At 54.4% G+C, this 26,363-nt stretch carries 25 protein-coding genes; 13 read left to right on the forward strand and 12 right to left on the reverse strand.

Annotated features, from left to right (window positions below):
• Window positions 1-19: 19 nt before the first annotated feature.
• The 9 genes from ACI9KD_RS04190 (at window position 20) to ACI9KD_RS04230 (ending at window position 7,874) form a co-directional block, all read left to right on the forward strand.
• Window positions 20-811 carry a putative hydro-lyase gene (locus ACI9KD_RS04190; RefSeq protein ID WP_414979903.1) on the forward strand — a complete coding sequence of 264 codons (792 nt, stop codon included), beginning with the start codon at window positions 20-22 and terminating at the stop codon, window positions 809-811.
• Window positions 812-822: 11 nt separating this feature from the next.
• Window positions 823-1,554, forward strand: a complete 732-nt coding sequence (locus ACI9KD_RS04195) for a 5-oxoprolinase subunit PxpA (RefSeq protein ID WP_414979904.1) — start codon at window positions 823-825, stop codon at window positions 1,552-1,554.
• Window positions 1,547-2,236 carry a 5-oxoprolinase subunit PxpB gene (gene pxpB / locus ACI9KD_RS04200; protein WP_414979905.1) on the forward strand — a complete coding sequence of 230 codons (690 nt, stop codon included), beginning with the start codon at window positions 1,547-1,549 and terminating at the stop codon, window positions 2,234-2,236. The genes ACI9KD_RS04195 and pxpB overlap by 8 nt, the downstream gene beginning before the upstream one ends.
• Complete coding sequence (locus ACI9KD_RS04205; RefSeq protein ID WP_414979906.1) at window positions 2,233-3,174, forward strand: biotin-dependent carboxyltransferase family protein; 942 nt, start codon at window positions 2,233-2,235, stop codon at window positions 3,172-3,174. The genes pxpB and ACI9KD_RS04205 overlap by 4 nt, the downstream gene beginning before the upstream one ends.
• The gene (locus ACI9KD_RS04210; RefSeq protein ID WP_414979907.1) at window positions 3,171-4,031 is read left to right on the forward strand and encodes a glutamate cyclase domain-containing protein; all 861 of its coding nucleotides are present in this window, start codon (window positions 3,171-3,173) and stop codon (window positions 4,029-4,031) included. Before ACI9KD_RS04205 ends, ACI9KD_RS04210 begins: the two co-directional genes overlap by 4 nt.
• Window positions 4,028-4,885, forward strand: coding sequence for an aminotransferase class IV (locus ACI9KD_RS04215; protein ID WP_414979908.1), 858 nt, complete (start codon window positions 4,028-4,030; stop codon window positions 4,883-4,885). The genes ACI9KD_RS04210 and ACI9KD_RS04215 overlap by 4 nt, the downstream gene beginning before the upstream one ends.
• Before the next feature lies 1 nt (window position 4,886).
• Window positions 4,887-5,972 (forward strand): alanine racemase, encoded by a 1,086-nt coding sequence (gene alr, locus ACI9KD_RS04220; RefSeq protein WP_414979909.1) that lies wholly within the window; start codon window positions 4,887-4,889, stop codon window positions 5,970-5,972.
• Window positions 5,973-6,057: 85 nt separating this feature from the next.
• On the forward strand, window positions 6,058-6,237 hold the full coding sequence (locus ACI9KD_RS04225) for a DUF6435 family protein (RefSeq protein WP_414979910.1): 180 nt from the start codon (window positions 6,058-6,060) through the stop codon (window positions 6,235-6,237).
• Window positions 6,238-6,329: 92 nt separating this feature from the next.
• Window positions 6,330-7,874 carry a Ppx/GppA family phosphatase gene (locus ACI9KD_RS04230; RefSeq protein ID WP_414979911.1) on the forward strand — a complete coding sequence of 515 codons (1,545 nt, stop codon included), beginning with the start codon at window positions 6,330-6,332 and terminating at the stop codon, window positions 7,872-7,874.
• 37 nt (window positions 7,875-7,911) lie between these two features.
• On the opposite strand, the gene ACI9KD_RS04235 is transcribed toward ACI9KD_RS04230, so the two are convergent.
• The 3 genes from ACI9KD_RS04235 to ACI9KD_RS04245 are packed head-to-tail and all read right to left on the reverse strand — an operon-like array spanning window position 7,912 to window position 11,132.
• Complete coding sequence (locus tag ACI9KD_RS04235; RefSeq protein ID WP_414979912.1) at window positions 7,912-8,754, reverse strand: general secretion pathway protein GspB; 843 nt, start codon at window positions 8,752-8,754, stop codon at window positions 7,912-7,914.
• A 46-nt stretch (window positions 8,755-8,800) separates the two neighbouring features.
• Window positions 8,801-10,498: an AAA family ATPase gene (locus ACI9KD_RS04240; protein ID WP_414979913.1), complete on the reverse strand. Its 1,698-nt coding sequence runs from the start codon at window positions 10,496-10,498 to the stop codon at window positions 8,801-8,803.
• 46 nt (window positions 10,499-10,544) lie between these two features.
• Entirely contained in the window at window positions 10,545-11,132 is a 588-nt protein-coding gene (locus ACI9KD_RS04245) for a PadR family transcriptional regulator (protein ID WP_414979914.1), read from the reverse strand.
• A 139-nt stretch (window positions 11,133-11,271) separates the two neighbouring features.
• Here ACI9KD_RS04245 and ACI9KD_RS04250 point away from each other — a divergent pair, with 139 nt between their 5' ends.
• The 3 genes from ACI9KD_RS04250 to ACI9KD_RS04260 all read left to right on the forward strand — a co-directional run bounded on the left by ACI9KD_RS04250 (window position 11,272) and on the right by ACI9KD_RS04260 (window position 15,212).
• Window positions 11,272-12,240 carry an NAD(P)H-dependent flavin oxidoreductase gene (locus ACI9KD_RS04250; RefSeq protein WP_414979915.1) on the forward strand — a complete coding sequence of 323 codons (969 nt, stop codon included), beginning with the start codon at window positions 11,272-11,274 and terminating at the stop codon, window positions 12,238-12,240.
• A 71-nt stretch (window positions 12,241-12,311) separates the two neighbouring features.
• Window positions 12,312-12,962, forward strand: a complete 651-nt coding sequence (msrA, locus tag ACI9KD_RS04255) for a peptide-methionine (S)-S-oxide reductase MsrA (RefSeq protein ID WP_414979916.1) — start codon at window positions 12,312-12,314, stop codon at window positions 12,960-12,962.
• A gap of 201 nt (window positions 12,963-13,163) precedes the next feature.
• The gene (locus ACI9KD_RS04260; RefSeq protein WP_414979917.1) at window positions 13,164-15,212 is read left to right on the forward strand and encodes a M13 family metallopeptidase; all 2,049 of its coding nucleotides are present in this window, start codon (window positions 13,164-13,166) and stop codon (window positions 15,210-15,212) included.
• A 10-nt stretch (window positions 15,213-15,222) separates the two neighbouring features.
• Here the strand turns inward: ACI9KD_RS04260 and ACI9KD_RS04265 are convergent, their stop codons facing one another.
• The 6 genes from ACI9KD_RS04265 to ACI9KD_RS04290 all read right to left on the reverse strand — a co-directional run bounded on the left by ACI9KD_RS04265 (window position 15,223) and on the right by ACI9KD_RS04290 (window position 21,495).
• Window positions 15,223-15,810: a 3'-5' exonuclease gene (locus ACI9KD_RS04265; RefSeq protein ID WP_414979918.1), complete on the reverse strand. Its 588-nt coding sequence runs from the start codon at window positions 15,808-15,810 to the stop codon at window positions 15,223-15,225.
• A 77-nt stretch (window positions 15,811-15,887) separates the two neighbouring features.
• Window positions 15,888-17,753, reverse strand: coding sequence for a putative nucleotidyltransferase substrate binding domain-containing protein (locus tag ACI9KD_RS04270; RefSeq protein ID WP_414979919.1), 1,866 nt, complete (start codon window positions 17,751-17,753; stop codon window positions 15,888-15,890).
• 3 nt (window positions 17,754-17,756) lie between these two features.
• The gene (locus tag ACI9KD_RS04275) at window positions 17,757-18,218 is read right to left on the reverse strand and encodes a hypothetical protein (RefSeq protein WP_414979920.1); all 462 of its coding nucleotides are present in this window, start codon (window positions 18,216-18,218) and stop codon (window positions 17,757-17,759) included.
• 115 nt (window positions 18,219-18,333) lie between these two features.
• Window positions 18,334-20,064: a sodium:solute symporter family protein gene (locus ACI9KD_RS04280; RefSeq protein WP_414979921.1), complete on the reverse strand. Its 1,731-nt coding sequence runs from the start codon at window positions 20,062-20,064 to the stop codon at window positions 18,334-18,336.
• Window positions 20,065-20,075: 11 nt separating this feature from the next.
• Window positions 20,076-20,345, reverse strand: a complete 270-nt coding sequence (locus tag ACI9KD_RS04285; protein WP_414979922.1) for a DUF4212 domain-containing protein — start codon at window positions 20,343-20,345, stop codon at window positions 20,076-20,078.
• A gap of 91 nt (window positions 20,346-20,436) precedes the next feature.
• A complete protein-coding gene (locus ACI9KD_RS04290) occupies window positions 20,437-21,495 on the reverse strand; it encodes a 3-deoxy-7-phosphoheptulonate synthase (protein ID WP_414979923.1) in 1,059 nt (352 codons plus the stop codon).
• 185 nt (window positions 21,496-21,680) lie between these two features.
• Between ACI9KD_RS04290 and ACI9KD_RS04295 the strand changes: the two genes are divergently transcribed.
• Window positions 21,681-23,738, forward strand: a complete 2,058-nt coding sequence (locus tag ACI9KD_RS04295; RefSeq protein WP_414979924.1) for a prolyl oligopeptidase family serine peptidase — start codon at window positions 21,681-21,683, stop codon at window positions 23,736-23,738.
• A 39-nt stretch (window positions 23,739-23,777) separates the two neighbouring features.
• Here ACI9KD_RS04295 and ACI9KD_RS04300 read toward each other — a convergent pair whose 3' ends face one another.
• The 3 genes from ACI9KD_RS04300 to ACI9KD_RS04310 all read right to left on the reverse strand — a co-directional run bounded on the left by ACI9KD_RS04300 (window position 23,778) and on the right by ACI9KD_RS04310 (window position 26,347).
• Window positions 23,778-24,248, reverse strand: coding sequence for a YcgN family cysteine cluster protein (locus ACI9KD_RS04300; RefSeq protein ID WP_414979925.1), 471 nt, complete (start codon window positions 24,246-24,248; stop codon window positions 23,778-23,780).
• A 68-nt stretch (window positions 24,249-24,316) separates the two neighbouring features.
• A complete protein-coding gene (locus tag ACI9KD_RS04305) occupies window positions 24,317-25,042 on the reverse strand; it encodes an NYN domain-containing protein (RefSeq protein WP_414979926.1) in 726 nt (241 codons plus the stop codon).
• A gap of 81 nt (window positions 25,043-25,123) precedes the next feature.
• A complete protein-coding gene (locus ACI9KD_RS04310; RefSeq protein ID WP_414979927.1) occupies window positions 25,124-26,347 on the reverse strand; it encodes a cation:proton antiporter in 1,224 nt (407 codons plus the stop codon).
• Window positions 26,348-26,363 lie beyond the last annotated feature (16 nt).

The raw sequence follows: 26,363 nt of genomic DNA on the forward strand, positions 1-26,363 counted from the left end.
TCCACGGAGGGTCTACATCGTGACAGAACTTACAGACATCTCACCCTCAGCACTTCGAGAACGCATTCGAAACGGCAGTTTTACCGGCAACACATCCGGTCTCGCCGCAGGCTTTGTGCAATGTAACCTCGTGATACTTCCATCAAAGTGGGCCGCTGACTTTCTGCGTTTTTGTCAGGCCAACCCAAAACCCTGCCCTCTGATTGCCTGTAGTTCGACACCCGGGGATCCAGGCCTGGCAACACTTGGCGACATCGATGTGCGCCGCGACATACCCTCCTATAGAGTGTTTCGCGATGGCGTGCTGGCCGAAGAGCGCGGCGATATTGTGGGTCTGTGGAACGACGATCTCATGACCTTTGCACTGGGCTGCTCATTCTCTTTCGAGGAGGCTCTCATTGGCGCAGGACTGGATGTACGCAATGTCACAGAGCGCGTCAATGTACCGATGTACCGAACTAACATTCCCTGCGAGCCCGCAGGACCGTTTACTGGCGACATGGTGGTCAGTATGCGGCCTTTCTCGCCTGCCAATGCGATACGCGCTATCCAAATTTGCAGCCGATTCCCCGCGGTACACGGTGCGCCCGTGCACATCGGTGATCCCGCTGCCATCGGTATAGCTGATATTGGCACACCAGATTACGGTGACGCTGTGAGTATTCGGGAGGGCGAAATCCCACTGTACTGGGCCTGCGGCGTCACACCTCAAGTGGCCTTAGAAAACGCTGCCCCACCACTGGCCATCACCCATACTCCGGGTTGCATGCTGGTCACAGACAAACGAAATGCCGAGCTGGCTATTTTTTAGGAGAGTTGCAGGTGCTGCTGAATTGTGATTTGGGCGAAAGCTACGGCAATTGGATTATGGGGCTGGATGAAGACGTTATGCCCTTTCTGGATCAAGCTAACGTGGCCTGCGGCTTTCACGGCGGCGATCCTGTCACCATGGAAAAAACGCTAAAGCTTGCTGCGCAGCACAATGTTTGTGTCGGCGCGCATCCTGCGTATCCGGACCTCGTGGGTTTTGGCAGGCGCAGTATGGCGCTTTCCCCCGAAGAGCTTCGTAGTGCTTTGCTCTACCAAATCGCAGCGCTCGATGGCATGGCTCAAACAACGGGCGTCAACATCGAGTACGTAAAACCCCATGGCGCGCTGTACAACGACATGATGGCCGACGCCGCAGTTCGCGACACGGTGATGCAGACTGTCGCGGCTTATGCAAAACCTCTCCGTTTAATGCTTCAAGCAACTCCTGCTGTCGATCAGCACCTCAAGGAAGCCTCGGCCTTGGGACTAGCTCTTTGGTTTGAGGCTTTTGCCGACCGCTGCTACGACGACGATGGCCGCTTGCTATCGCGACGCAAGCCCGGAGCAGTCCACGATCGAGCACGTATGCTGGCTCAAGTAGAGCAGCTTACACGCGACTCCACAGTTACGACTGTGTCCGGAAAAACTCTAGCGCTGCAGGTAGATACCCTCTGTGTTCACGGCGACAACGCTGAAGGTGTTCAAGCCATTCGTGAAATCCGGGAACTCTTAGCAGATGCCTAAGTCAGCACGTATTCAGTGCGCGGGGGAAGCGGCACTGATAGTGTATCTGGGCACCGAGAGCTCGCCCGAAGTGGCAGCCCGAGTACAGGCACTCGGCGATGCGCTTCGCCGGTCTCTGGGTAACATCCTCGTTGAACTCATCCCCTCCTATGCCTCGCTACTTGTGCTTTTCGATCCCTTACGCACTGATCGCTATCATGTCAGTCAATGCATCAGGAATTGTTTATCTGACCTCACAACGGTTGTTGCGAGCAGTGGTCGAGTCGTCGAAATACCCGTTTACTACTCGTCCGAAAGTGGCGAGGATCTCGAAAACCTAGCCAGTAGCAAGGGACTCTCAATTCAGGAGGTTATAGACATACATAGCGAGCAGGAGTATCGCGTCTATGCGATTGGCTTTGCTCCGGGTTTCGCGTACCTCGGCGACGTCGATACACGCATTGCTGCTCCGCGCCTAAGCACACCCCGACAGAGCGTGCCTCGAGGAGCCGTCGCCATCGCTGACCGACAAACGGCAGTGTACCCCGCGTCGTCGCCGGGGGGATGGAATCTCATTGGGCGTTCACCTCTAAAAATGTTTGATCCTCTCGCGGAGGAGCCCATGCCGGTCCATGTAGGCGACCGCGTGCGCTTTACACCGATCGACCGATCGGCATTCATCGCCGCTGGCGGTGACTTATGAGCGCACTGGAAGTTGTTCAGCCGGGACTTCTGAGTCTACTGCAGGATCGCGGACGCTTCGCCCAGGCGGCCATTGGATTGACCACAGGCGGCCCCATGGACCCCCTCGCCGCTTCTCTGGCCAACCGTCTGCTTAAGAATCCAAAGGATGCCACGCTGATTGAAGTGAGTTTTGGCGGGCTTGCGGTGCGAGCCATGGCCGAAACACAGATAGCGGTCACCGGTGCTACGCTGCCGCTGAGCATTGACGGCAAGGAACAAGCGCTATGGTCCGTTATTGATGTCGCTGCGGGAGAAGAAGTAAACCTGGGTTTTAGTGAAACCGGTTGCCGCAGTTACCTGGCGGTACGTGGCGGCTTTGATATTGTCGAAAGCTTCGGCAGCAGCTCCACGGTGGTGCGTGAGGGCATTGGCGGAATCAATGGCCAGAGGCTCGCCGTGGGCGATCGACTACCTATTCATGCTGCCGACCCCACACAGCATTTATGGCTGCCACCTCGAATGCGACCAAACTATCACCACCGGGCTACCGTGCGCGTCATACCAGGCTATCAATATGCGCATTTCCCTCGGCTAGAGCAGCGACGCTTCTTTGGCAGCGAATACCTGGTCACCGATCGCTGCGATCGCATGGGTTACCGCTTAGAAGGTCCGTTTATAGCTTGTGACATTCAAGGCATTCTTTCCGAGGGGATTGCACCCGGTGCCATTCAAATACCGGCAGATGGTCAACCCATAGCCCTTCTCAACGACCGGCAGACTATTGGCGGCTATCCAAAAATTGGCTGCGCGCTGTCCCTGGACTGCTCTGCGCTTGCGCAATTGCGACCCGGTGATACGGTTATTTTCACGCCTATCTCCGAAGACTATGCACACAATGCTTTGCATTTGGCCGAAGCTTTTGAACGATCTAGACAGCTGGAGTCCACACCACGATGACACTCTTTGATCTGGCCGAAGCCATTGAACAGTTGTTGGTGCAGAGAAACCTCCGGCGCATGGCGGAATTGCGCCCGGCACTCACCCCCGGCTACTCCTTACGTGCGGCGCGGATTCTAGAACAGGCGCAGACGGTACTGATCGGCACGGGCTTCCCCGTAACCGACACCTTTGAGACTGATGGACCTCTGGGCGCCATCGCGCTTTACCGGGCCTTGGAGTCCCTGGGAAAGACCTGCCATATTGCCTGCGCAGACCCCCTTGCCAGCGCGTTAGCTGGCGACTTCCGTGTCCTTAAGCTGAGCGCCTTCAGCATTGATGAGGGACGTGTAGAAGCACAGAAAAATCTTGCCTTGATCAAACCTGATGTCGTTGTATCCATTGAGCGCCCGGGCCTTGCTGAGGATAATCGCTACTACAATATGCGTGGTGAAGACATCTCTCCATGCTGCGCCGTATTTGATTACTATCTTAGGCTTCAAACCTGCCCCAGCATTGCTATTGGCGACGGCGGCAATGAGATAGGTATGGGTAAGCTCAGCGCAGAAGTCAGTGCTCTGGACATTCACGCTGCGGCGACAAACTGTGATGAGTTACTCGTCGCCGATGTCTCAAATTGGGGTGCTTACGCGTTGATAGCCGCACTGGAAGCACTCACAGAAACGCCACTAATTCAGGCGATTTCGCATCACGAAACGCTTCGCTACCTGTCTGAGCGCGGCAGTGTGGACGGTGTGACGCGAGAGAACACCCTCACCGAAGATGGTTTGCCCGCGGCGGCAGGCGCCGATTTATTGGATCAGCTACACCGCTTGGTGGCTCAGCTGGATCGTACGAAGGAGTATCCAACACCATGAATCAGGTTTACTTAAATGGCGAGTTTATGCCGATGAGTGAGGCAAAAATCTCACCCATGGATCGAGGATTTCTCTTCGGAGACGGCATTTATGAGGTCATCCCATCCTACAGCGGAAGAAGCGTTGGTCTTGGCCTACATCTCTCGCGAATGCAGGAAGGCCTGGATGCCATTGAGCTATCCATGAGAGTTGATCATCCCGAATGGAGCGCGATTATTGAACAACTCGCCAATTCCAATGACGGTGATAATTTGGGTATTTATATTCAGATTAGTCGAGGCGCGGACAGCAAACGTAACCACGCGATGCCCGTGGGCATTGAAGCAACGCGCTTTGCATTTGCGTTTGACATTCCACCACCACCTCAGCCGGATAAGGCATCTGCAAAACGCTACGAAGTCTCAGCGACGCGGGATCTCCGTTGGCAGCGCTGCAACATCAAGTCCACGTCGTTGCTGGGCAACGTCCTCCATTACCAGCACGGCTATGCTCGAGGCCACCACGAGACAATACTGTTCAATGCAGCCAATGAACTCACCGAGGCCGCTGCCTGCAACGTATTCGTCGTAACAGATGGGGTGATAGCGACGCCGCTTCTTGATCACCAAAAGCTTCCGGGCATTACGCGACTGATGCTTTTGGATATGTTAAAAAAACACTCCTCGCGCAAAGTTGAGGAGCGAGTGATACATCGCGACGAGGTCGAAAATGCAGACGAAGTCTGGCTCACCAGCTCTAGCAAAGAAGTCGCCCCCGTCGTGTCCATCGAAGGCCAGTCTGTAGGCACGGGTGAAGTCGGCGACGTATGGCTTGAAGCAGAAACATTATTCAGTCAGCACCGCTACGAGTATTAAGGTGGCTCGACCAACGTTTGCCAGAATCTTTCCTGAACATATCCGCCATAACGCGCGCCGTGTTCGCGAACTAGCTCCTGATTCGCGAATCATGGCCTGCGTCAAAGCGGATGCCTATGGCCATGACCTGGGCATTAGCAGTGATGCCTTAGCCAGTTGCGTGGATGGCTTTGCCGTAGCGTGTATTGAGGAAGCACTGAGCCTACGCAGCCGCCACACCAGTCAGCCCATACTCATGCTAGAGGGACCACAAAGCTCCGACGAGATTGGCGAGGCTGCCGATAAAAATATCACTCTGTGCATTAACGAGATGCATCAACTGGAGTGGCTCGAACACAGCGGCATTGATACAGGACTCTCATGCTGGGTAAAAATTGACACGGGCATGCACCGCCTGGGCTTCAACCCGCAGCTAGTCCCTGAGGTCCTCTCGCGGCTCGCTCCCAGGATTAACGCACCAGAACTGGTGCTGTGCACTCACTTTTCCAGCGCGGACCTTCCGGGCGAGAACGGTGTGCGTGAGCAGCTTGCGTGTTTTGACGACGCGGTGTCTCAAACAGAGTTCGCCCAAAGCACCGCTAATTCAGCCGCCATCTTCCGCGCACCAGCGAGCCACCGTGACTGGGTCCGCCCGGGCTACATGCTCTACGGCGGCTCCCCCCTTGCCGTCGCCACATCCGCGGACTTGAAGCTCAAACCTGCTATGGAGTTTAGTGCCGAGGTTATTAGTTTGAGAGATGTACCCCAGGGGGAGCGTGTGGGTTACAGCGGTCGCTGGGAAGCGCAGAGACCCTCGCGAATAGCAACGATTGCCGCTGGTTACGGCGATGGTTATCCTCGGCATGCGCCCGATGGAACACCGGTTTTGATAGAAGGCCACCGCCTTCCCCTCGCAGGACGTGTATCAATGGATATGATTACCGTAGACGTAACAGACCATCCAGCGGTTCAAATAGGATCCCGTGCAGTTCTTTGGGGCTCTGAACCCGGCGTTGACGAGATTGCCCAGCATGCGGGCACTATTGGCTACGAGTTACTCGCGGGAATGCCCAAGCGCGTACCCAGAATTGTGAGCCAGGTGATTTGAACCGGGGTTTGGCAACTGCTTTGAATCCCTTCGACGGTTCGCGACGTATGACAAAGCAACATCGACAGTCGGGAGGCTCCATATCGTGTTTAGCTTATTTAAGGGAAGTCCATTAAAAAAGTGGCAGAAAGAGCATGAATCGCTTTTAACTCAAGCTTTTCAAGCCCAGCGCAATGGCAACATCCGTCTCTATTCAACACTTACAGCTGAGGCCGAGGCCCTTCGTGAGAAGATCGAAGCCCTAAAAGCCGAGGGCGACAGTTAAAGACCGCCCCGTTCTGAACGTTTTTCGAGTGCGGCTGGAGGCGCTCTTCGATAAACTCACCCCTGATTATGCGGTGCAGTGAAACAAAGCTCTTGGAAGAATCTCAGACAAAAACCAAAGAACGCACAGACCTGCAGGAAAACCCTGAGGGCTTGCGTGACGGCAGCCTGTTGGCCGCCGTGGATTTGGGCAGCAATTCTTTTCATCTACTCATCGCCCGACTGGAGCAGGGAGAGATACGTCCAGCGCAGGCACTCTCAGAAAAGGTCCAGCTTGCAGCCGGACTCGAAGGCGACCGGCTCTCTCGAGAGGCTATCGATCGCGGTTTAGAGTGTCTCAGTCGTTTTGCACAACTCCTGCAAAGCGTGGAACCCCAGCGGATTCGGGTAGTGGGTACCAGTGCTCTGCGCCGAGCCAGTAATCGACGCACGTTCACAGAGGCCGCCCGGCGCATCCTAGGTGCACCCATCGACGTTATCTATGGCCGTGAAGAAGCGAGGCTTGTGTATCTCGGCGTCGCCCATACGCTTGCAGACGACACCCGGTCGCGATTGGTTGTTGATATCGGCGGCGGCAGTACAGAGTTCGCCATCGGCGAGCGGTTTGAGCCCCGCAGACTCGAAAGCCTGCAACTGGGCTGTGTTACCTATAGTCGCGACTGTTTTAAAGACTCACTACTGAGCAAGTCAAACTACAATTCAGCCTATGACCGTGCCTGTGTAGAGGTCTCGCATATCCGGAAACAGTTCCGTAGTAAACACTGGGTAGAAGCCGTGGGCTCATCAGGAACCCTTCAGGCGATCGAGGGCATCCTCACAGCCCAGGAATGGGCCCATGGAGGAATAACGCGCAAAGGCCTCCAACGCATGCGCAAAACGCTCCTTGAGTTCAAACATTTTGACGATATCAATCTTGAAGGACTCAGTGAAGCGCGCCGAACAGTGATTGCTGCCGGTGTCGCCATCGCCGAAGCCATATTCGACGTTCTTGAAATCGACGAAATGCGAAGCTCTCGCGGCGCACTCCGCGAAGGTGTTGTTTACGATCTTGTGGGACGTCTCAGCCATGAAGATGTGCGCGAGCGCAGCATCTTGGGCCTGATGCAGCGTTATCACGTGGACGAAGAGTCGTCTCAGTTAGTGGCGCGCAGGGCTCGTATGCTGTTTGACGCAAGCTATAAATCCTGGGATTTGGAAATTAGTGATCGTGAGCTACTGGTCTGGGCAGCACTGTCTCAGGAGATCGGCAAAGCCATCGCGCATAAGCACTATCACCGTCATGGCGCCTATTTGCTGCGCAACTCAGACCTTCCAGGCTTTCCGCAACACGAGCAAGAGGACATGGCGATACTGGTAGAGGGGCAGCACGGAAAAATTCGCCAGGGTCTTTTTGGTGACAGCGATGAGGCAGCGCTGCTGCGATTGCAAAGACTGGTGGCATTGCTGCGACTCGCTACGCTTTTTAAATACGTGGAACCGTTAGAGCATCTCCCGGACTTCACTATCAAAGCTTCCGCAAAGAGCTTGCGACTGGATTTCCCCAGCGACTGGCTGGAGCAACACCCCCTCACAGCCCAGGAACTATCTGAGCAGCAAGAGGCTTTCAAGCGCATTGATCTTCGTCTCGAGATCAACTGAGCCCGAGACGCTTTCGACAAAGCGCAGAAGCACGCCTTCAAAGATTTACCCAGCTGTTTAGCGACTTCAACCGGAAGTCGGCGCCTTCAAAACGAAGTATCACCGAGTTTGAGAGAATTTCCCGGACTTCCACGCCGCGGGTACGCTGCGTTGGATTCAGCGTCTCACCGTTAATCGTGACGCTCGAGGTACCCGCTGTATTGTAGTCATGACGGGAATACATCAAGGTGGGAACCCGGTCACGAAACTGCTTGGTCAAATTTTTGAGAAGCGGCGCAGGATGCGATTCAAGTGTATCTACAGAATTTCTGGCACGCATTTCACGCAATACCTGTTCAACGTCGATGACGTCTTCAGCTACCGGCTGCGCCTCCGGGAGGCTGTCTTGCTGAGTGACAGATTCTACGCTCACGGTATCGCTGGCCTCGAGAGAGTCAGCCGCAGCTTCATTCGACGACAGTGAATAAAGCGCCGCCACGGCCTGAGAACTCTGCGTCAGATCCATGCTTGCCTTTGTTCTTCGCTCTGCTGCCTGTCCTTCTGTCTGCCCAGAAACCGGCTGCGCATCCGGCCCCGCTGTTGCAAAAAGCATCTTGCTATCATCAGAGACCACTTGAGAATCGAGTTTTGCAGCCGGCGTGTCCGCCGGCGACCCGGCACCCGCAGGCACGGACGGAGTCGACGAATCCCGGAGCACCACGTAAAGCAGGGAAGCAGTCGCGACGATGAGAATTGCTACGCCCACCAGCAAGACCCCAATACGCGCATCCTTTGCAGACTGCGGCGCTGCGAGCTCCTGCGACAGGATGTCCGGTGCTGTGCTCGCTTGCTCGCGCTTTTCTCGCTCTGCGCGACTCAATGCATCCAGTATCAGTGACATGAGCATTCCTTGGCAGTAACGAACAATAGCGACTGAGTCTGTTTACTCATTGATTTGTTAAGCGTCGCTGTGGCTGCAAATCTGCCCACTCTCGTGCCTCTTCGAAACCCAGGTCGTCGCCTACGGCTAAGGACAAAGCCCGGAGCGTGTTCTCGCCCAACACACCATCAGCACGCAAACCGCGCTGCTGCTGAAACAGTTTTACGCGTTGCTCAAGTCGCGCATCAAAGAATGAGTCGGTCAATGGATTTTTCTGGCCATCAAGCCGGGCAAACAAGGCCGCCACTCGTCCCACATCATCTCCGCTATCTCCCAGCTCAAGCGTCCGCAAGACGCCCGGCGATGGCCGCCAAAGCTGCCAGACGGTACCCGTCCACTGTGCGGCCAGAACGTCCAGCGAGATTCCTTGGACGCCGCCGGGTGCATCCATCATGGCCAAGTCCCCCTCGATGGCCAGTACTAAGGCTCTACTCTCAAAGCGTCGCTCATCAAGTAAAGCAAGTAATGCAGGCCGTCCCTCAGTAATCAGCTGATTCCAGCTTTGAAGCTGACGCCTCTCGCAACGTAGGCCAGGGCTTAGCTCCGCAGCGCAGGGATTTGTAAGCATGGGCCGCTGTGTGCCATAGAGCTTGCCAAGGCGCTTCGCACCCTCTTGAGGCGTCAGACGCCATTCAGACGCCCGGGCGGGAGTTACCGTGTTAGCAATGACAATCTTTCGCTGACCTGCCTCATACACACTCCCCTCAGCGGTATTTCCCTGAGGAGTCGGCGCAACAGGGAGCGTCGGTGCTGTCGTCGATGCTAACTCTGAAGACGAAGGAGGCTTACTCAAGACCATCCAAGCCGCGAATGCCATCACCAGTAACACCAGACCCACCATGATCATGGGACGCAGAACGACGTTCCACGATGAGGTCCTGCCCGCATCGGCGCTCCCCAGTACTTCGCGAACAGCCTGCTTCAGAAGATTCCGATCAAGACGATCACTATCACGACCATAGGCCCCCAAGAGCATGCGATCGCAAAGGAGATTGATCAATCGCGGAACCCCCCGACTCTCACGATGTATAGCGCGCACTAAATTGGAAGAAAACAGCTCCCGTCCCGCAGGCATACCACCCACATGTAAGCGGTGCCGAATGTAGGCAGCCGTCTCGGGCAGGGACAATGGTTGAAGATCAAAGCGTGCGGTAATGCGTTGATTGAGTTGACGCAACTCTGGACGCGCGAGCTTAGCCGCCAGTTCCGGTTGGCCAATCAGAATGATGTGCAGAAGCTTTTCATCACTGGTTTCAAGATTTGTAAGCAGACGAATCTGCTCTAGAACGTCAAAGCTCAAGTGCTGAGCCTCGTCGATCATCAGCACGGTCTTGCGGCCTTTGGCGTGATTATCGAGCAAAAACCGGTGAACACTGTCCGTGAGCTCTTTTAAACCTGGGCGACCCTCGGTGAAGTTGATATCCAGTTCTTCGCAAACCGTTGCCAACATATCGCGAGAATCCAGCGCTGGATTCATTACGATGGCGATATCGGCATTCTCAGGTAATTGTTCGATGAGGCAGCGATTAATCGTCGTTTTGCCCGTACCCACCTCTCCTGTTAGCAGGATAAATCCACCGCCGGCTCCAACACCGTAGAGCAGATGCGCCAGTGCATCACGATGCCTAGGGCTCATGTATAGATAGCGCGGATTAACCGCGATGGAGAAAGGCGCTTCGCTTAAACCGAAATACTGGTAATACATGCCGAACTCTGTGTGGAACGGGTCTTCGCCAGAGACCAAGGATGCATTATGCCGTATCCGACTTTACTGTCGAAGAGATGTTCTCTTCCTCTACAGCATTAGTGAGAAGCGACAGCGCCTCATCGCACCAGGCAAGGTACTGTTTCCCGCCGCTGATACCTCCGAGCAACGCGAGGTATACACCCTTACGACGCAGGGGAAGCGTGCTTGGGTCGCCATAGTGCCTCCGGCGAATGCGTTCATAAAGGTACAAACGCTTCATCATCGCTTCTCGGCGCTCCAAGAACCGGCTCCGCAGATAATCGATGTTGGACTCCGAGAGGTTGTAGAGCTTGATGTAGAGCTCGTCTTTGGTCTCCTGCAAGCGCATTCGGTCTTTGGTAAGCACCCATTCATCCAGAGCCTCGCGACCCGCGTCGGTCAGTGCATAGAGAATACGGTCCGGGCGCCCTTTCTGACGCTCCGTGCGCCCTGTTACCCAGGCCAGCTCACTGAGTTTGCCCAGTTCGCGATAGATCTGCTGATGTGAGGCATGCCAGAAAAAACCTAGGGACTTATCAAAGGATCCAGCCAGATCGTAGCCTGATAGCTCGTCCTCAATAAGTGCCGTCATAATCGCGTAGCGCAGCGCCATGCGTATTCCCAGAGTTCACCTTGGTTCAGAGATTGTGCACTTAATGTCCAACTTATGCAAAATGTTGCATATCATCGACGCTTCCACTAGTCTGCCCTCCGGTTTTCGAAAGACTATCATCAATAATCAGGAGTCCTTTATGGCTTTGCCAGACACACTCAAGTCACGTTTGCGCCTGCCTGCAGTTGCCGCGCCGCTATTTATTATTTCCAATCCCGAGCTCGTCATAGAGCAATGCAAAGCCGGTATCGTTGGGTCCTTCCCTTCGCTCAACGCTCGCCCGCTTGAGGAGCTGGACCGCTGGATGCAGCGTATTACCTCTGAACTGGCTGCTTATGACGAAGCCCACCCCGATGCACCCTCTGCCCCTTATGCGGTCAATCTCATTGTTCACGGGTCTAACAATCGTCTTCAGGAAGATCTCGAAATATGCGTGAAGTACAAAGCGCCCATCGTAATCACATCCCTGGGCGCCAAGGAGTTCATCAACGAAGCGATTCACTCCTACGGTGGCATCGTTCTCCACGACATCATCAACAATCGCTTTGCTAAGAAAGCGATAGAAAAAGGCGCTGATGGCCTTATCGCTGTTGCTGCGGGCGCCGGTGGTCACGCGGGAACAACTTCTCCGTTTGCCTTAGTGCAGGAGATTCGCGAATGGTTTGACGGTCCCCTGCTTCTGTCCGGCTCCATCGCCAGCGGTGACGCAATTCTTGGTGCTCTAGCTATGGGCGCAGATTTGGGATACATCGGCTCAGCGTTTATCGCCACCGAAGAAGCCAATGCCGAAGAGTCCTATAAACAGGCGATTGTTGACTACAACTCCTCTGACATTATCTACAGCAATCTATTCACCGGCGTACATGGTAACTACCTTGCACCCTCGGTAGAGGCTGCCGGACTCGACCCCAAGAACCTTCCAGAAAGCGACCCCTCTGCAATGGACTTCGGCTCTGGCGGCAACACCGATGCCAAAGCTTGGAAAAACATTTGGGGCTGTGGACAAGGGATCAGTGCGGTAAAAAGCATCGGCTCCACTGCAGCACTCGTAGCACGCCTGCAAGCCGAGTACGCCGCTGCGCGTGCACGTTTGTTAGACGCTGCCTGACCAAATCAATGGCACCGGGAACCTATTCCCAGTGCCATTGCCCAACAGGTAGCAAAAACGGAGAAACACGCATGTCCCAACAAGCTACCCAACGTTCTTTTTTGCAAGGTCTGACATTCGCTCAGGTATTAACCATACTTGCCGCACTTACTTGCATGTCTGTAAACACTCTCGCCGAGGAGCGCACGGCCAGTTTTGCCGGCGGCTGCTTTTGGTGTGTCGAAGTCGATTTTCAAAAACTTGATGGCGTTATCGATGTGGTGTCGGGTTTCACCGGTGGCAGCCTTCAAAACCCCACCTACCGGGGCAATCACGAGGGTCACTACGAAGCGGCGGAAGTTACCTACGACAGTGAAAAAATCAGCTACGAAGAGTTGTTGGTTAACTTCTGGCGCACCATAGATCCCTTGGATGCCGGCGGACAATTTTGCGACCGCGGATTCAGCTACAAGACCGCTGTATTTGTCGACAACGAGGCCGAAGGCATAGCAGCGGAAAAGTCACTGCTTGAAGTTGATGCTTTATTTCCGAACGACAGTGTAGCCACGGTAATTCTTCCCGCCGGGCGCTTTTGGCCCGTCGAGGAGTATCATCAGAATTATGCAGAGAAGAATCCTCTGCGCTACAAGTACTATCGCTTTAGCTGCGGCAGAGACAAGCGGGTCAGCGAACTCTGGGATGACAAGAACTGGGGTCTAAGCGACCAGTCACTAAAACCTTAGGCGTTCTTAGACACAGGCAATTCATCGCGAGACCCATTCAATTCATCGAGTCAGACCCAAAGCGCCTTGAGCCTCGGGGCCAAGAGCTTGATACTTCGTCGTTCAATGTCTCTGCGCACGAATCCGTCAGCGAGCTCTAACGCTGGCTTTGAGACTGTCTCCCCCGACACCACAGGCGACCACAACAGGAACCCGTCAGGAATGAACAAAGCGCTCTCCTTGATAGCATTCACCACTTTATTGAGCGCTTGCGAGCAAACAGCGCCGCTTAGTGATATCAGTAGCCGGCCTGTCAAAACGGGATTAAGTTCCGGTGTCTATGCCGCTGGCATGAATTTGTCAGTTCGACCACAAGACGATTTCTTCGAGTACGCCAACGGCACCTGGTTAGCCGAAACCGACATTCCCGCCGAGGAAGTTGGCTGGGGTAGTTACCTGACCCTGCACAAAGAATCCCTGGAGCAATCTCACGCCATCGTGGAGGAACTCCTGGAGAGAGGCTCGGATCTTCCTCACGAACAAACGCTTATTCAGTTCTATCAGGCATGGATGGATGAAGAGCGCGTTCAGGAACTTGGCAGTGCCCCCCTAGCGGATGATCTCGCGCAGATTGCTGCGTTGGCGAACCATGCTGAGGTCGCCGCCTATCTCGCCGACAATAACGCAGAGGGGCTTGACGGGCCTTTTAATTTTTACGTCGATCAAGACGCAAAGGACTCGACACTCTACGTCGTTAACTTCACGCAGTCCGGTCTTGGCTTACCTGATAGAGACTTCTATTTTGACGAGTCCGAACGTGGAAGGGAGCTCCTTACGGTTTACAGAAACTACCTCCAAACGCTCTTGTCTCTTGGAAACGTTACCAGGCCAGAGGCTGCCGCCGATGATGTCATTGCGCTAGAGACTGCGCTTGCTGAGCACCATTGGGACAAAGTCAAAAATCGCAATCGTGAACTGAGTTACAACCCGGTAGAGCATGATGCCCTGGCGGCTATGATTGATAACATTTCCCTGGAGCGCTACCTCCAAGGCATAGGCGTAGCCGAGCAGCCTTACTACGTAGTGCGACAACCCTCTTACATTCAGGCAGTGAACGATCTCTTCCAAAAAACTGATATGCAAAGCTGGAAGGCTTATCTTGCCGCACGAATACTCACCACGTATGCAGCCTATCTGTCCGATGACTTCGTGGACGCACGCTTTAGCTATCAGCAAGCGGTTTATGGTCGCGAGGAGCAAGTAGAACGTTGGCGACGGGCTATAAGTTCGATCAACAGCTTGATTGGGGAAACTCTCGGACAACTCTACGTGGAGAAGCACTTTTCTCCAGACGCGAAAGAAAAAACGAACGAAATGGTTGCCTACCTCATCAGGGCCTACGAAGACTCTATCCGTAATCTTGACTGGATGAGCGCCAAAACCCGAGAACAAGCACTACTGAAGCTCTCAAAGTTCACACCCAAGATAGGCTATCCGGACGTGTGGAAGGACTACAGCGCGCTGACCGTAAGCTCCGAAGACCTCGTGGGCAATGTTAAACGCGCTCGCGCCTTTAGCCACTATGACAATGTAGACCGACTCGGTAAGCCCATAGATAGGAATGAATGGGTCATGCCGCCTCAGACCGTTAACGCCTACTACAACCCGGGACTCAACGAAATCGTGTTTCCCGCAGCCTACCTGCAGGCTCCGAACTACAATCCCAATGCGGAAGACGCGTTTAACTACGGGGCTATCGGGGTAACTATTGGCCATGAAATTGGCCATGGCTTTGATGACCAGGGCAGCAAGTTCGATGGCGACGGCAATCTCATCTCCTGGTGGACCGATGCGGACCGCGCAGAGTTTGAAAAGCGCACCCGGGGACTGGTGGATCAATTTAACGCCTATGAAGTCAAGCCGGGACTCAGCGTTAATGGTGAATTAACCTTGGGAGAAAACATTGGTGACCTGGGCGGTACGGCTATCGCGCTAAAAGCGTATCGCATGTCCCTGGAAGGCAAAGAAGCACCAGTGATTGACGGATTCACGGCGGAGCAGCGATTCTTCCTCGGCACGGCTCAATCCAGCCGCGTAAAATGGCGTGATCAGTTTCTGGAAATTCTGGTTAAGAGTGATCCCCATGCCCCGGACGTCGTGCGCGTGAATGGCGTGCTGTCCAATATTCCCGACTTCTACAAGGAGTATGGCCTGCAAGAAGGTGACGGGCTGTACATCGCGCCCCAAAAGCGAGTTTCTATCTGGCAGTAGCTGCAAAGACTCAGAGCAGTTGTCGGAGCCGAAGTCCCGGCCCCCGCTTGGCGACATGTGCGAGTAATAGCTCCGCAGTCGCCAGAGCATCGCTCAGGGCGTTATGAGCATCGTGTGGGATCAAGCCATAGCGATCTCGACAGGCCCCGAGTCTCAGATCGCCTTGAGCTATGGGGCGTTCCTTACGCTGCAACAATCGCTGCTCTAGCAACAAAGTATCAACAGTCGGCAGTAGAAATGGTACGCCGAACACTTGCTTGGCTGCTCGATCCAAGAATGCGATATCAAGAGCCGCATTATGAAAAACCAGCACGCAGCCCTCCGACGCCCTTAAAAACGCGCCAAGCACGTCAGCGACATCCTCTGCCTCGCACAGTTCGCAATCCCGCAGCTGATGAGTCGTCGCGCTTTGCCCAACGGAGCGTCGATTTCGAATAAGCCGATGCCCGGCGCTTCCCAAAACAATCTCCAGGCCCTCAGCACGAACCCACCCTAAACTGAGCAGCTCCGCTTTCGCTGGATCAAGGCCGGACATTTCGGCGTCACAGACAAGAAAGCTGACATTCTTAAGCTCGGCTAAAGAAGAAGGCAAAGGCACCGCCCAGGTGACTGCTATTGCTGTTGGCAGAGCTGTTCGTCGGGACCAACGCCAGCGCTAGAGCCTAAGCCGCCGCATCAGGCCATGCCGGCACGATAGTTTTGACGCAGCGATGCCTGAGCTTCGTCGATAATCGTAAAGGCATCCCGCAGTTGCTCTTTCGCAAGTCGAGGCAGCGCTCGGGGATTAACATAGTTATCTACAGCTTCTCCTCGCTGAATCTGCCCACACTGATGATCCATCCGTAAACCCTGAATAAAATGCAAAGCATCGGTGAGGTTCCGTGAGTCGACCATTGCCATTCGTCCTGCTCCCACCAAGGCCTGTAAGCGAGCCGCGGTGTTCACCTCTGGCAACTTGCCGGCGAGGGCATGTAGTCGGGCAATCTCCGTGACCGGCAAGACGCCGCGCTTCTTGATATCAAGGTTGTCCCGATGCTCTCCATTGCGGTCAACAACAAAGCGCCTAAACACACCCAACGGTGGCCGATTGTCGAGAACATTCGCGGCAAGTGCGGCCAGAAATATCGATTTGCTACTGGCCTCTTCTAACATAACTGTCTGAATAGACTCTGCGAGACTACGGTCGCCATAAAGCGCACGGATGTCAAAGAATATGCTGACGCGCATCACGGCATCGCTAGTAGGCGTTCTCGTCCAGCTGCGCACCGTTTCCTTCCACCGTGACAGATGTAATCGCCAGCTGTCGTTGCTAGCCATAATGTCCCCAGGGCAATATCTGTAACCGCATAGAGCGAGCCCGTCACAGACCTTTATGGCGAGGGCTCGATACCAATGCAAATCCTGAGCGCTCACACTATCGGCTATCACAATGCCATTATCCTGATCGGCGCCCAGCAACTGCTCGCCCCGGGCCTGAGAGCCAAATCCCAACCAGGCCCAGGGTCCCGGCGCATCCCCTAGCTCTGTCTCTACCAGCTGAATCAAACGCAGTGTTACCGCATCGGAGATCGCCGTTAATATTTGTGCAACCTGAGTCGCACGCATACCACCATTCACCCACTCCACCATGAGATGTCCCAGAGATGTCACAAGCTCCTGAATACCCTCAACACTGTTTTGTCTCGAAATGTGCTGCACCAGATAAACAGGATCATTCCTACGCGCCACGATGAGATCCGAAGCCGTCACTATCCCCGCAAGGCGGCCGCTCTCCAGCACAGGCACGTGATGGAAACTCCGTTGAATCATGAGCAAGGTGGTTGCAAACAACGACTCGTCAGCGGATATGGCTTCAGGGTAGGGGGTCATAACCTCGGTCACACATACTTGATTGTCCAAACCCGGCGCCAGTACTCTGCTACGGAGGTCGCGATCCGTGAGAATCCCCAGCAACGCATCTCCGTCCACCACAAAGGTGGAAGACACCCGTCGCTCTGCCATTGCCATCGCTGCCTGCTGCACTGTTGCCCCCCGTGGCACCGTCAAAACGTTTCGAGTCATTACCGAACTTACCGGGGCAAGCATCGGATTAGACTCTGGCTGATACCGTGCCGCGCGGCGCAGGCGTCGACTGCGCTGTCCGCTGAAGTAGCGATCAAACGTTCTGTTAGCGCTGCGCAATGATTGATAGCTAGCATCCGGGAGTCGATAAATCAGAGCATCTTCAATCACCAAGGCAAGCACATTGCCACGCTCAGCATTCAGGCCTTCGATGTTAAAACTCTCCCCCTCCCCCAACCGGTCCAGCAACTTGTTGTCAGCATCGCGGATATCCACAGCGCCGCTGCGCAAAGTGCGTAGACCCGAATACTCACCCTCCATACTGAAACGCTCACCGTGACTGTGATAGGACACTTTCATTGCGGATATTGCGGTCTCTAACAGCACATCATCCAATTCATTGAATGGTAGAGAGCCACGCAAAAACTCAAGCACTGCGGCAAGCTCGGATGCATCGCCAGCAATTGAAGTACCTGTCACTGTCTATTCCTCCGCCTGAAGAAACCGCGTAGATGCATCTGCAAAATACGCGCTCTGGGCAGCGGAAATTACCAAGCGAATACGCTCGTCGTCAGAGGGGACATCGGACAAAGGCAGGCGCCACCGAAAACCCTTCGCGTCAGCAGCTTGCATCGCTCGGGGTCCAGGGTCGCGATCCGGATGTGATACGGACATGAGCGCCGCCTCGAGTTCATGGGAAGCCGTGAGTTCAAGGGAAAGGCCGACGGTCTCATCAAGCCTTAATGTGATTTTCAGGTCCTGATTCTCAAGTTCACAGATACCGCTGACATACCGACAGTTACTTTTTTCAAGCAACGGGTAAGCTTTTCCCGGCTGCGCCGGCGCCGCTTTTTCGCCAGTCAGGTTACCCACCGCAAACCACGCAAGGATGGATAAAACAGGGGCCACTATTAAGGCCACCACGACATGCTTGTTCGTAAACATTGCCACCTCCGCACGCTGACTGAACAGCGTAAGTCTACAGATACGAAAGAAAAAAAAGGGAGCTACTGTTAACAGCGCTCCCGGGGTGTAAAACCGATAGTTTCGGCCTTGCTACTTAATGCTCCACCGCCGTCTCTGCGCCTGCAGGAATACGGATGTTCTCAACCATATCCCGCACTTCCGCCGGTGGTGCCGCAGTGACTGTTGATACTGCGATGGCCACGGTAAAGTTCACAATCGCGCCAACCACACCGAATGCGTTCGGCTCAATCCCCAGGAACCAGTTAGGCGAGGTGTCACCCAGGAAGGCCGTGGATGCGACAAACATGATCCCCTTGTGCTGAAAGACGTAGAACAGGGTGATGCCGATGCCCGCGAGCATTCCCGCAATAGCGCCTTCTTTGGTGACCCTATTGCTGAAGATTCCCATCATCAACGCCGGAAAGATGGACGATGCTGCCAGACCGAAGGCAAGCGCAACGGTCCCGGCTGCAAAGTCCGGGGGATTGAACCCGAGATACCCCGCCCCGACAATCGCCAGCGCCATTGCCACTCGGCTAGCCCTGAGTTCCTGCTTTTCGCTGATATTGGGAGCGATGATTCCTTTGAGAAGATCATGAGATATCGCAGACGCAATCGCCAACAGCAATCCGGCTGCAGTCGATAGCGCTGCCGCCAAACCTCCTGCTGCCACAAGCGCAATCACCCAGTTGGGAAGCTGCGCTATCTCTGGGTTCGCTAGCACGATGATGTCCTGATCAACTTTCACAAGTTCGTTCTTGGACTCATCAGCGCTGTACTGCATCAACCCGTCATCGTTCTTATCTTCAAAAGCCAGTAAACCCGTCTTTTCCCAATTCTTGAACCACTGGGGGCGCTCTTCGTAGGCCAGATAGTTACCTGCTTCAGGCTCAATGGTTTGCACCAGGTTCAAGCGCGCCATGGCCGCTACCGCAGGTGCTGTGGTATACAAAATAGTGATAAAGATAAGTGCCCAGCCCGCTGAGGAACGCGCGTCACGAACCTTGGGCACAGTAAAGAAACGAATAATCACATGCGGCAAGCCGGCGGTCCCGAACATCAACGACGCCGTGTAAGCAAACATGTTCACGGAGGAGATCCGAAGATCCGTGGTGTACTCCCGAAAACCGAGATCCACAACCACCTGGTCGAGCCTATCGAGAAGAAAGGTATCCGTACCCACTAATGTGCCGCCAAGCCCGAGCTGTGGAATCGGGTTGCCGGTTAACTGCAGGCTGATAAAAATGGCGGGGATCGTATAAGCAAGAATCAACACGCAATACTGAGCGATCTGGGTATAGGTAATGCCCTTCATACCTCCAAGTACCGCGTAGAAAAAAACGATACACATACCCACGAGTAAGCCAGTACCGTAGTCCACTTCAAGGAAGCGGGAGAATGCCACGCCGATACCTTTCATTTGTCCAATGACATAAGTGACAGAGCAAATAATCAGACACACCACAGCAACGACACGTGCAGTTCGCGAGTAAAACCGGTCCCCAATAAATTCAGGCACCGTGAACTTTCCATACTTACGAAGATAAGGTGCCAGTAGCATCGCCAAAATGACAAAGCCACCGGTCCAACCCATGAGGAACACCGACCCGCCGTACCCCATGAAAGCAATGAGACCCGCCATGGATATGAAGGAGGCGGCTGACATCCAGTCCGCCGCGGTAGCCATACCATTGGCTATGGGATGAACCCCTCCCCCGGCTATATAGAAGTCTTTGGTAGACCCAGCGCGAGCCCAAATAGCAATGCCGATGTAAATCGCAAAGCTGATGCCGACGACGATATACGTAAGTGTTTGAAGCTCCATGACTACGCCTCTTATTCTTCTTCGACGCCGAATTCGCGGTCAAGCGCTTCCATGCGTGAGCGGTAGATGAAGATCAATATGACAAATACGTAAATCGACCCTTGTTGAGCAAACCAAAATCCGAGTTTGTAGCCGCCGAACTGAATCTGATTGAGTACATCAACAAACATAATGCCGCAGCCGTAACTGACAACGAACCACACCACTAGCAGCTTTGCTATCAGCGATAGGTTACGACGCCAGTATTGCCTGGCTTGGTCCTCGGTCATTTTCTTGCCCATCTCGCGACTTCCTGATGTTTTTAGATATTTATACCCGCGACTTTAACAAAGCGGGAGGATGCCCGGGAGTTGTGATTTGAATTTGGGCGCGCTACGCCAGGTTTCGACGTTCGCGAACCGCTGCTGTCAGTTTTTCAAACACTGCTTCAGTAGCAGACCAGTCCATGCAGGCATCCGTAATACTTTGGCCGTAGACAAGCGGCTGGCCCGGCACGACATTCTGCCGTCCCTCAACAAGATTGCTCTCGATCATAATGCCAAAAATGTTGCGACTGCCCCGGGCGACCTGGGTGGCGATATCTTGTGCCACATCCACCTGCCGCGCGGGAATCTTACGGCTATTGGCATGACTTGCGTCGATCATAATCCGCGCCGGCAACCCCGCTTTGATGAGCATGGCACTGGCATCGTCTACTGAGAACATATCGTAATTAGGATGTTTCCCGCCCCGAAGAATGATGTGGCAATCCTCATTCCCGGTAGTCTGAAAAATCGCGGAATGCCCTTTCTTGGTTACCGAAAGAAATCGGTGCGGCTGCGAAGCAGAGTTAATCGCGTCAATAGCAACCTGCACGTCGCCATCGGTGGCGTTTTTAAAGCCCACGGGACAGGACAGACCCGAGGCAAGTTCGCGGTGCGTCTGGCTCTCAGTGGTTCGGGCACCAATAGCGCCCCAGGAAACGAGATCAGCGACGTACTGGGGACTAATGAGATCCAAATACTCCGTGCCCGCAGGTAGTCCCATCTCGGCAAGGTCTGACAATAGTTTGCGCGCGAGGTGCAGACCCTTATTGATCTGAAACGTATCGTTCAGATCCGGGTCATTGATAAGTCCCTTCCACCCCACGGTCGTACGGGGCTTTTCGAAATACACACGCATCACAATTTGCAGGTCGGAACTGTGCGTCTCAGCGGCTTTCCTGAGCCCTTGCGCATAATCTCTAGCGGCATTGGGATCATGAATAGAACAGGGACCAACGACCACCAGCAGACGATCATCCTCTCCGCGCAGGATGGCAGAGATCGCCCCCCGGGCTTTGGCGACGGTCTGGGCCGCGGCATCACTTAGAGGAATGTCCTGAACCAAGGACTCTGGCGAGACCAGCTCATTGGTCTTCTGAATTCGTAGATCATCAGTCACGGAAGGCATGATTTATCGCTATATACAGTTGAAATTGGCGCACAATGTTAGCATGCGCATGCACTGCCTCAGAATTTTGCTCATCTATCCCGATAATTCACTCAGAAGAGCTTTAGGCAATATGCATCCTGGGAGGCCTCGCAATTTCTATGCGCAGTGATAGCATCGCTCACTGCTAATTAAGGAGGCTCACCATGAATTTTTCAGCCCAACGATTGTTGCTCGCAATCCTGTTCAGCACCCCCCTCGTCGCCCTCACCTCGCTGCCTGCAAATGCGCAAGACACTGAGGATCCCAGGCTGTTTCGGTCCCTGGATGTTTTTGAGCTGGAATGGGCGCTAAACCCCCAGATTTCGCCCGACGGCGAGCACGTGGTCTACCGTCGCATGGGCTTTGACATCATGCAGGACAGTCGGCGCGGAGACCTGTGGCTTGCCGAGGTGAACCGTAAAGAGCAGCGCAAGCTCAGTAGCTTTGAAGGTAATGAGTCTGGCACCGCTTGGTCTCCCGATGGGACGCGTATTGCTTATGTTCGTAGCGCTGGTGAGGCCGAAGGCTCTGAAATTTATCTCCATTGGCTTAACGGCGGACAAAGCGCCCGAGTCACCCGCCTAAGCGCCACACCCAAAGACATTCGCTGGAGTCCCGATGGCAAACAGCTTGCCTTCGTTATGGATGTAAAAGCCCAGGCACCAAAAATCACACAGCGTCCCGCAAAACCCGAGGGCGCCCAATGGTCGGATCCACCGCGACTCACTGATCGCCTGTATCACGAACGAGATGGGACCGGCTACCTCGAAGCGGCCTTCAGCCATGTGTTCATCGTCCCCGCTAACGGGGGCACCGCGCGCCAAGTTAGCCACGGAAACTTTCATCATCAAGAGCCCACCTGGGCCGCCGATGGTCAGTCAATTCTCGTCTCCGGGAACCGCTCCGAGGACTGGGAATACGATTATCGCAACAGCGAGATCTATAGCATCAGTCTTGCAAGCGGAGACATTTTACCCGTTACCAGCACCGACGGACCGGATCACCATCCCACCATGTCTCCCGACGGCAAGCATCTTGCGTGGCTGGGTTACGCTGACAAAAAGCAGGCCTATCAGGTCACCCGGCTGCGGGTAGCTGATCCCGATGGCCTGGACGTTCGGGAACTCTTGGAAAAACTGGATCGTAGCGTCAGTTCGATCACCTGGGCCGCCGACAGTTCGGGGCTGTACTTCCAGTACGACGATAAAGGCCGCACGAAAGTCGCCTTTGTCAGCCTAAAAGGAAAACTCACAACCTTGGCAGACAATCTGGGCGGCACGAGCATCGGACGCCCCTACGCCGGAGGCTCGTTCAGCGTTGCTGACGCCGGGGTGGTCGCCTATACGCATACACGCCCAGAGTACCCAGCAGAAGTCGCCATCTATCGACGCAAGGAAGTGTCGCTGATCACCGACCTCAATGCCGACATTCTCGATCAGCGCAGCTTGGGAGAAACCCGAGAAATCTGGTGGCAAAGCTCCTACGACCAGCGGGACATTCAAGGCTGGATGGTGCTTCCTCCCAACTTCGATTCCAGTAAAAAGTATCCTTTGCTGGTCGAGAATCATGGCGGCCCCATCGCTAATTATGGGGAACGCTTCTCTCCCGAAATCCAGCTGTATGCCGCCGCGGGTTACGTGGTGTTTTTCCCGAACGCCCGGGGCAGCACCGGCTATGGTGAAGAGTTCGCAAACCTTCTGTATCACAACTATCCGGGACAGGATTACGACGACACCATGAGCGGCGTGGACGCCGTGATCGAGCAAGGTTTTATTGATGGGCAACAGCTCTACGTCACAGGTGGGTCAGCCGGCGGCATTATGACGGCCTGGATGATTGGCAAAAGTGACCGTTTTCGCGCCGCAGCTGCCGTCAAGCCGGTGATGAACTGGTACAGCAAGACTCTTAATGCAGACAACTGGTACCGTTACTATCACACCCGCATCCCGGGCACGCCCTGGACCAACCCTGATGACTATCTGAAATTTTCGCCTATCTCCCTGGTGGGGAACGTCAACACACCGACCCTGGTGATGGTGGGTCTCAGCGATTTAAGAACACCTCCCTCTCAGGCCAAGCAGCTCTACCATGCGCTGAAGTATCGCAAGGTCCCCACGGCTTTGGTTGAACTGCCCGGCGCTTCTCATTTCATCGCCAAGAGACCGAGCCAGTTGATCGACAAGATCAGTCACATCCTTGGGTGGTTTGAGCGCTACAGATGATTACGCTCGAGTGGAGCTCACAGCGACACTGACGCTAGTTTAGTTTTGCTGTGAGTCGGGCCTGGTGCTCGTTACCCAGCGGATGATGTGTTCTTCAAAATCATCCTCCGCCACTTCGGTTTCGCTCACCGAGCGTCCGCGCACAGACATCCCGGCCAGATGCACCGAGTTTGCATCGCCGGTCACCAACGGATGCCATTCAGGGAGTGGGCTCCCCTGATCCACGAGGCGATACGCGCAGGTATCCGGGAGCCACGCGAGATTCTCGCGTTGATCCGGCGCCAAAACAACACAATCAGGCACAAGCTCTTGTCGTGTTTCATAACGGGTGCACTGGCACTTTGTTTCATCGAGCAAGTGACAGGCCACATCGGTGTAATAGATTCCGCCGCTATAAGCATCTTCAAGTTTGTGCAGACAGCAACGGGCACATCCGTCGCATAAGGATTCCCACTGCTCTCGAGACATATCCTTAGGAGCAACCGACTCCCAAAATGGTTTATCCGTCACTCAGGAATTCCTCGGAGATTTCATTGCCATACAACTGCGCAGCGCAAAGTTGATATCGAATTACTGGTTTAGCTCTTGGGATCACGGATGAGCATCCTGTTGTTTTGCCGATCGACCTGAAACAGATCTGTCGCTTTAACCAAATCGCTGAGTCGACGATAGCCGTAGTTAATCGAAGAGAAGGAGGCATTGTTGTTGGAGATATAACTACCCACTCTGGACATATCGGCCCATCCATCGTCATCCGCTGTCTGATCAATCGCTGTACGGATCAACTTCACTAGCGCGCTGTTTTGCCGTAAGCGCGCCTTGGGCGTACGCTCAGGCAGAGACTCTGTCTCAGCGCCTTCCTTCTTTGAAGGGATAAGGTTCTCGATAAAGATAAAAGGAGAACAGGAGTCCACAAAGGGTGACGGTGTCTTCTTTTGCCCGAACCCATAAACCGGGAAACCGCTCTCAAGAATTCGCAGCACCAGTGGCGTAAAGTCGCTATCACTGGTCATTAGTGCAAAAGCATCTATATTGCCACTGTAGAGTAGATCCATCGCATCGATAATCATCGCCGAGTCCGTGGCGTTTTTTCCTTTTGTGTAGGCGAACTGCTGCATGGGCCTAATAGCATGCGGATGCAGCTTTTCTTCCCAACCAGACAAAGATGGGTTATTCCAATCGCCGTGAGCATGACGAACATTAACGGTGCCGTGTTTCGCTAACTCTTCCAGCACACCTTCTATTGCAAGCGGAGTCACATTGTCGCAATCGATAAGCAGCGCTATGCGTTTGGTCTCAGACACAATCATCGTCCCTGTCGTTGCAAAGAATACAGTCTTTCACTGTATCGACTTCTTGAGCAGAACTCGAACAGAAACTACGGTTCAGTCGCTGTCTTTCAGTGCCTCGCTCTCGCCATAGCGTCGATAGAAAAGCTTTATCCAGAAAGTAGAAAACGCGGTGGTATAGACAATCACAAGCACTACTGCCGCGTACACTTCGCCCTCTAACACTCCCGCGACTCGACCTAACTCTGCAAAGACAAGTCCAACTTCGGCGCGAGGCACCATAGCCATACCAATGGCCTGGCGAACCAACCGCGGCTCGCGAAACAGCAAATGACCCGCCATCACCTTGCCCGCAATCGCCACCACGGCGAGTGACAGGGAGAACATCCATACAAAGGGAGACTCCCAATTCACTATGCGTAAATCCAAAGACAGACCTACACCCACAAAAAATATGGGTGTGAACAGCTGGACGATAGGGCCCATCTCGCTGCGGACCTGATCAGTGAAAGCAACGTCCGGCGCCATTTTTGCCCCAAAGGGCAGAAAAAAGCGTCGCGACAGCGCGAGTCCTACGACAAAGCCACCGAGTAATTCCGGTGCACCCACCGCGTGCGCAACCCAGGCAAAAAACAACACCAGAGAAACAATCAACGTGGCGACAAGTCCCGGCAGCTCGGTAATGTGTCCGTAGCGGCTAAGCACCGACGATATTAGCTCCGCGACGATAGGCGAGATCACAAAGAACAGCCCGATAAAGGCGACTAGGTTCAGTAACACCCCATAGCCAACTTCGTGGGCGATAGACATCTGAAAAAGAAAGGCAAGAATCAGTACACCCAAAATATCGTCCAGCACCGCTGCGCCCAGGACGACCTGCCCTTCCCGGCTGTTTTGCCGGCCCACATCCTTAAGAATGCGCACGGTGACCCCGATGCTGGTCGCGGTCATTGCCCCACCGACAAATAGCGACACAAGCACCGGCATCTCAAATACTTCGCGACACAAGAAATAGCTGCCCAACATGGGGAACACCACCCCCCCCAGGGCCACGACACTCGCTTCGGTTCCCGCAGCGGTCAATCGTCGAATGTTTGTTTCGAGCCCCACCTGGAACAACAGCAGAATGATGCCTATATCGGCCAGCAAGCGAAGGAAGTCATTGGGATGGATCCAACCCAGTTGGCTGGGGCCAAGGACCACACCCACGAGCAACTCGCCGATAACAGAAGGCGCGCCCAAGTGCATGACGATTTCACCAGCGATCCGAGCGGCCGCAAGAATAATCGCTAGCTGTAGAAGAACTTCAGCGCCTTCCATGAATTCAGCTTACCTG

This window comes from Congregibacter sp., from assembly GCF_047617445.1.
GTDB lineage: Bacteria > Pseudomonadota > Gammaproteobacteria > Pseudomonadales > Halieaceae > Congregibacter.

Coding starts and splice junctions, on each gene's coding strand:
- pxpB (WP_414979905.1), top strand. CDS start 1,547: ATGCCTAAGTCAGCACGTATTCAGTGCGCGGGGGAAGCGGCACTGATA.
- ACI9KD_RS04205 (WP_414979906.1), top strand. CDS start 2,233: ATGAGCGCACTGGAAGTTGTTCAGCCGGGACTTCTGAGTCTACTGCAG.
- ACI9KD_RS04210 (WP_414979907.1), top strand. CDS start 3,171: ATGACACTCTTTGATCTGGCCGAAGCCATTGAACAGTTGTTGGTGCAG.
- ACI9KD_RS04215 (WP_414979908.1), top strand. CDS start 4,028: ATGAATCAGGTTTACTTAAATGGCGAGTTTATGCCGATGAGTGAGGCA.
- ACI9KD_RS04235 (WP_414979912.1), bottom strand. CDS start 8,754: ATGTCACTGATACTGGATGCATTGAGTCGCGCAGAGCGAGAAAAGCGC.
- ACI9KD_RS04240 (WP_414979913.1), bottom strand. CDS start 10,498: ATGTATTACCAGTATTTCGGTTTAAGCGAAGCGCCTTTCTCCATCGCG.
- ACI9KD_RS04245 (WP_414979914.1), bottom strand. CDS start 11,132: ATGGCGCTGCGCTACGCGATTATGACGGCACTTATTGAGGACGAGCTA.
- ACI9KD_RS04250 (WP_414979915.1), top strand. CDS start 11,272: ATGGCTTTGCCAGACACACTCAAGTCACGTTTGCGCCTGCCTGCAGTT.
- msrA (WP_414979916.1), top strand. CDS start 12,312: ATGTCCCAACAAGCTACCCAACGTTCTTTTTTGCAAGGTCTGACATTC.
- ACI9KD_RS04260 (WP_414979917.1), top strand. CDS start 13,164: ATGAACAAAGCGCTCTCCTTGATAGCATTCACCACTTTATTGAGCGCT.
- ACI9KD_RS04275 (WP_414979920.1), bottom strand. CDS start 18,218: ATGTTTACGAACAAGCATGTCGTGGTGGCCTTAATAGTGGCCCCTGTT.
- ACI9KD_RS04280 (WP_414979921.1), bottom strand. CDS start 20,064: ATGGAGCTTCAAACACTTACGTATATCGTCGTCGGCATCAGCTTTGCG.
- ACI9KD_RS04285 (WP_414979922.1), bottom strand. CDS start 20,345: ATGGGCAAGAAAATGACCGAGGACCAAGCCAGGCAATACTGGCGTCGT.
- ACI9KD_RS04290 (WP_414979923.1), bottom strand. CDS start 21,495: ATGCCTTCCGTGACTGATGATCTACGAATTCAGAAGACCAATGAGCTG.
- ACI9KD_RS04295 (WP_414979924.1), top strand. CDS start 21,681: ATGAATTTTTCAGCCCAACGATTGTTGCTCGCAATCCTGTTCAGCACC.
- ACI9KD_RS04310 (WP_414979927.1), bottom strand. CDS start 26,347: ATGGAAGGCGCTGAAGTTCTTCTACAGCTAGCGATTATTCTTGCGGCC.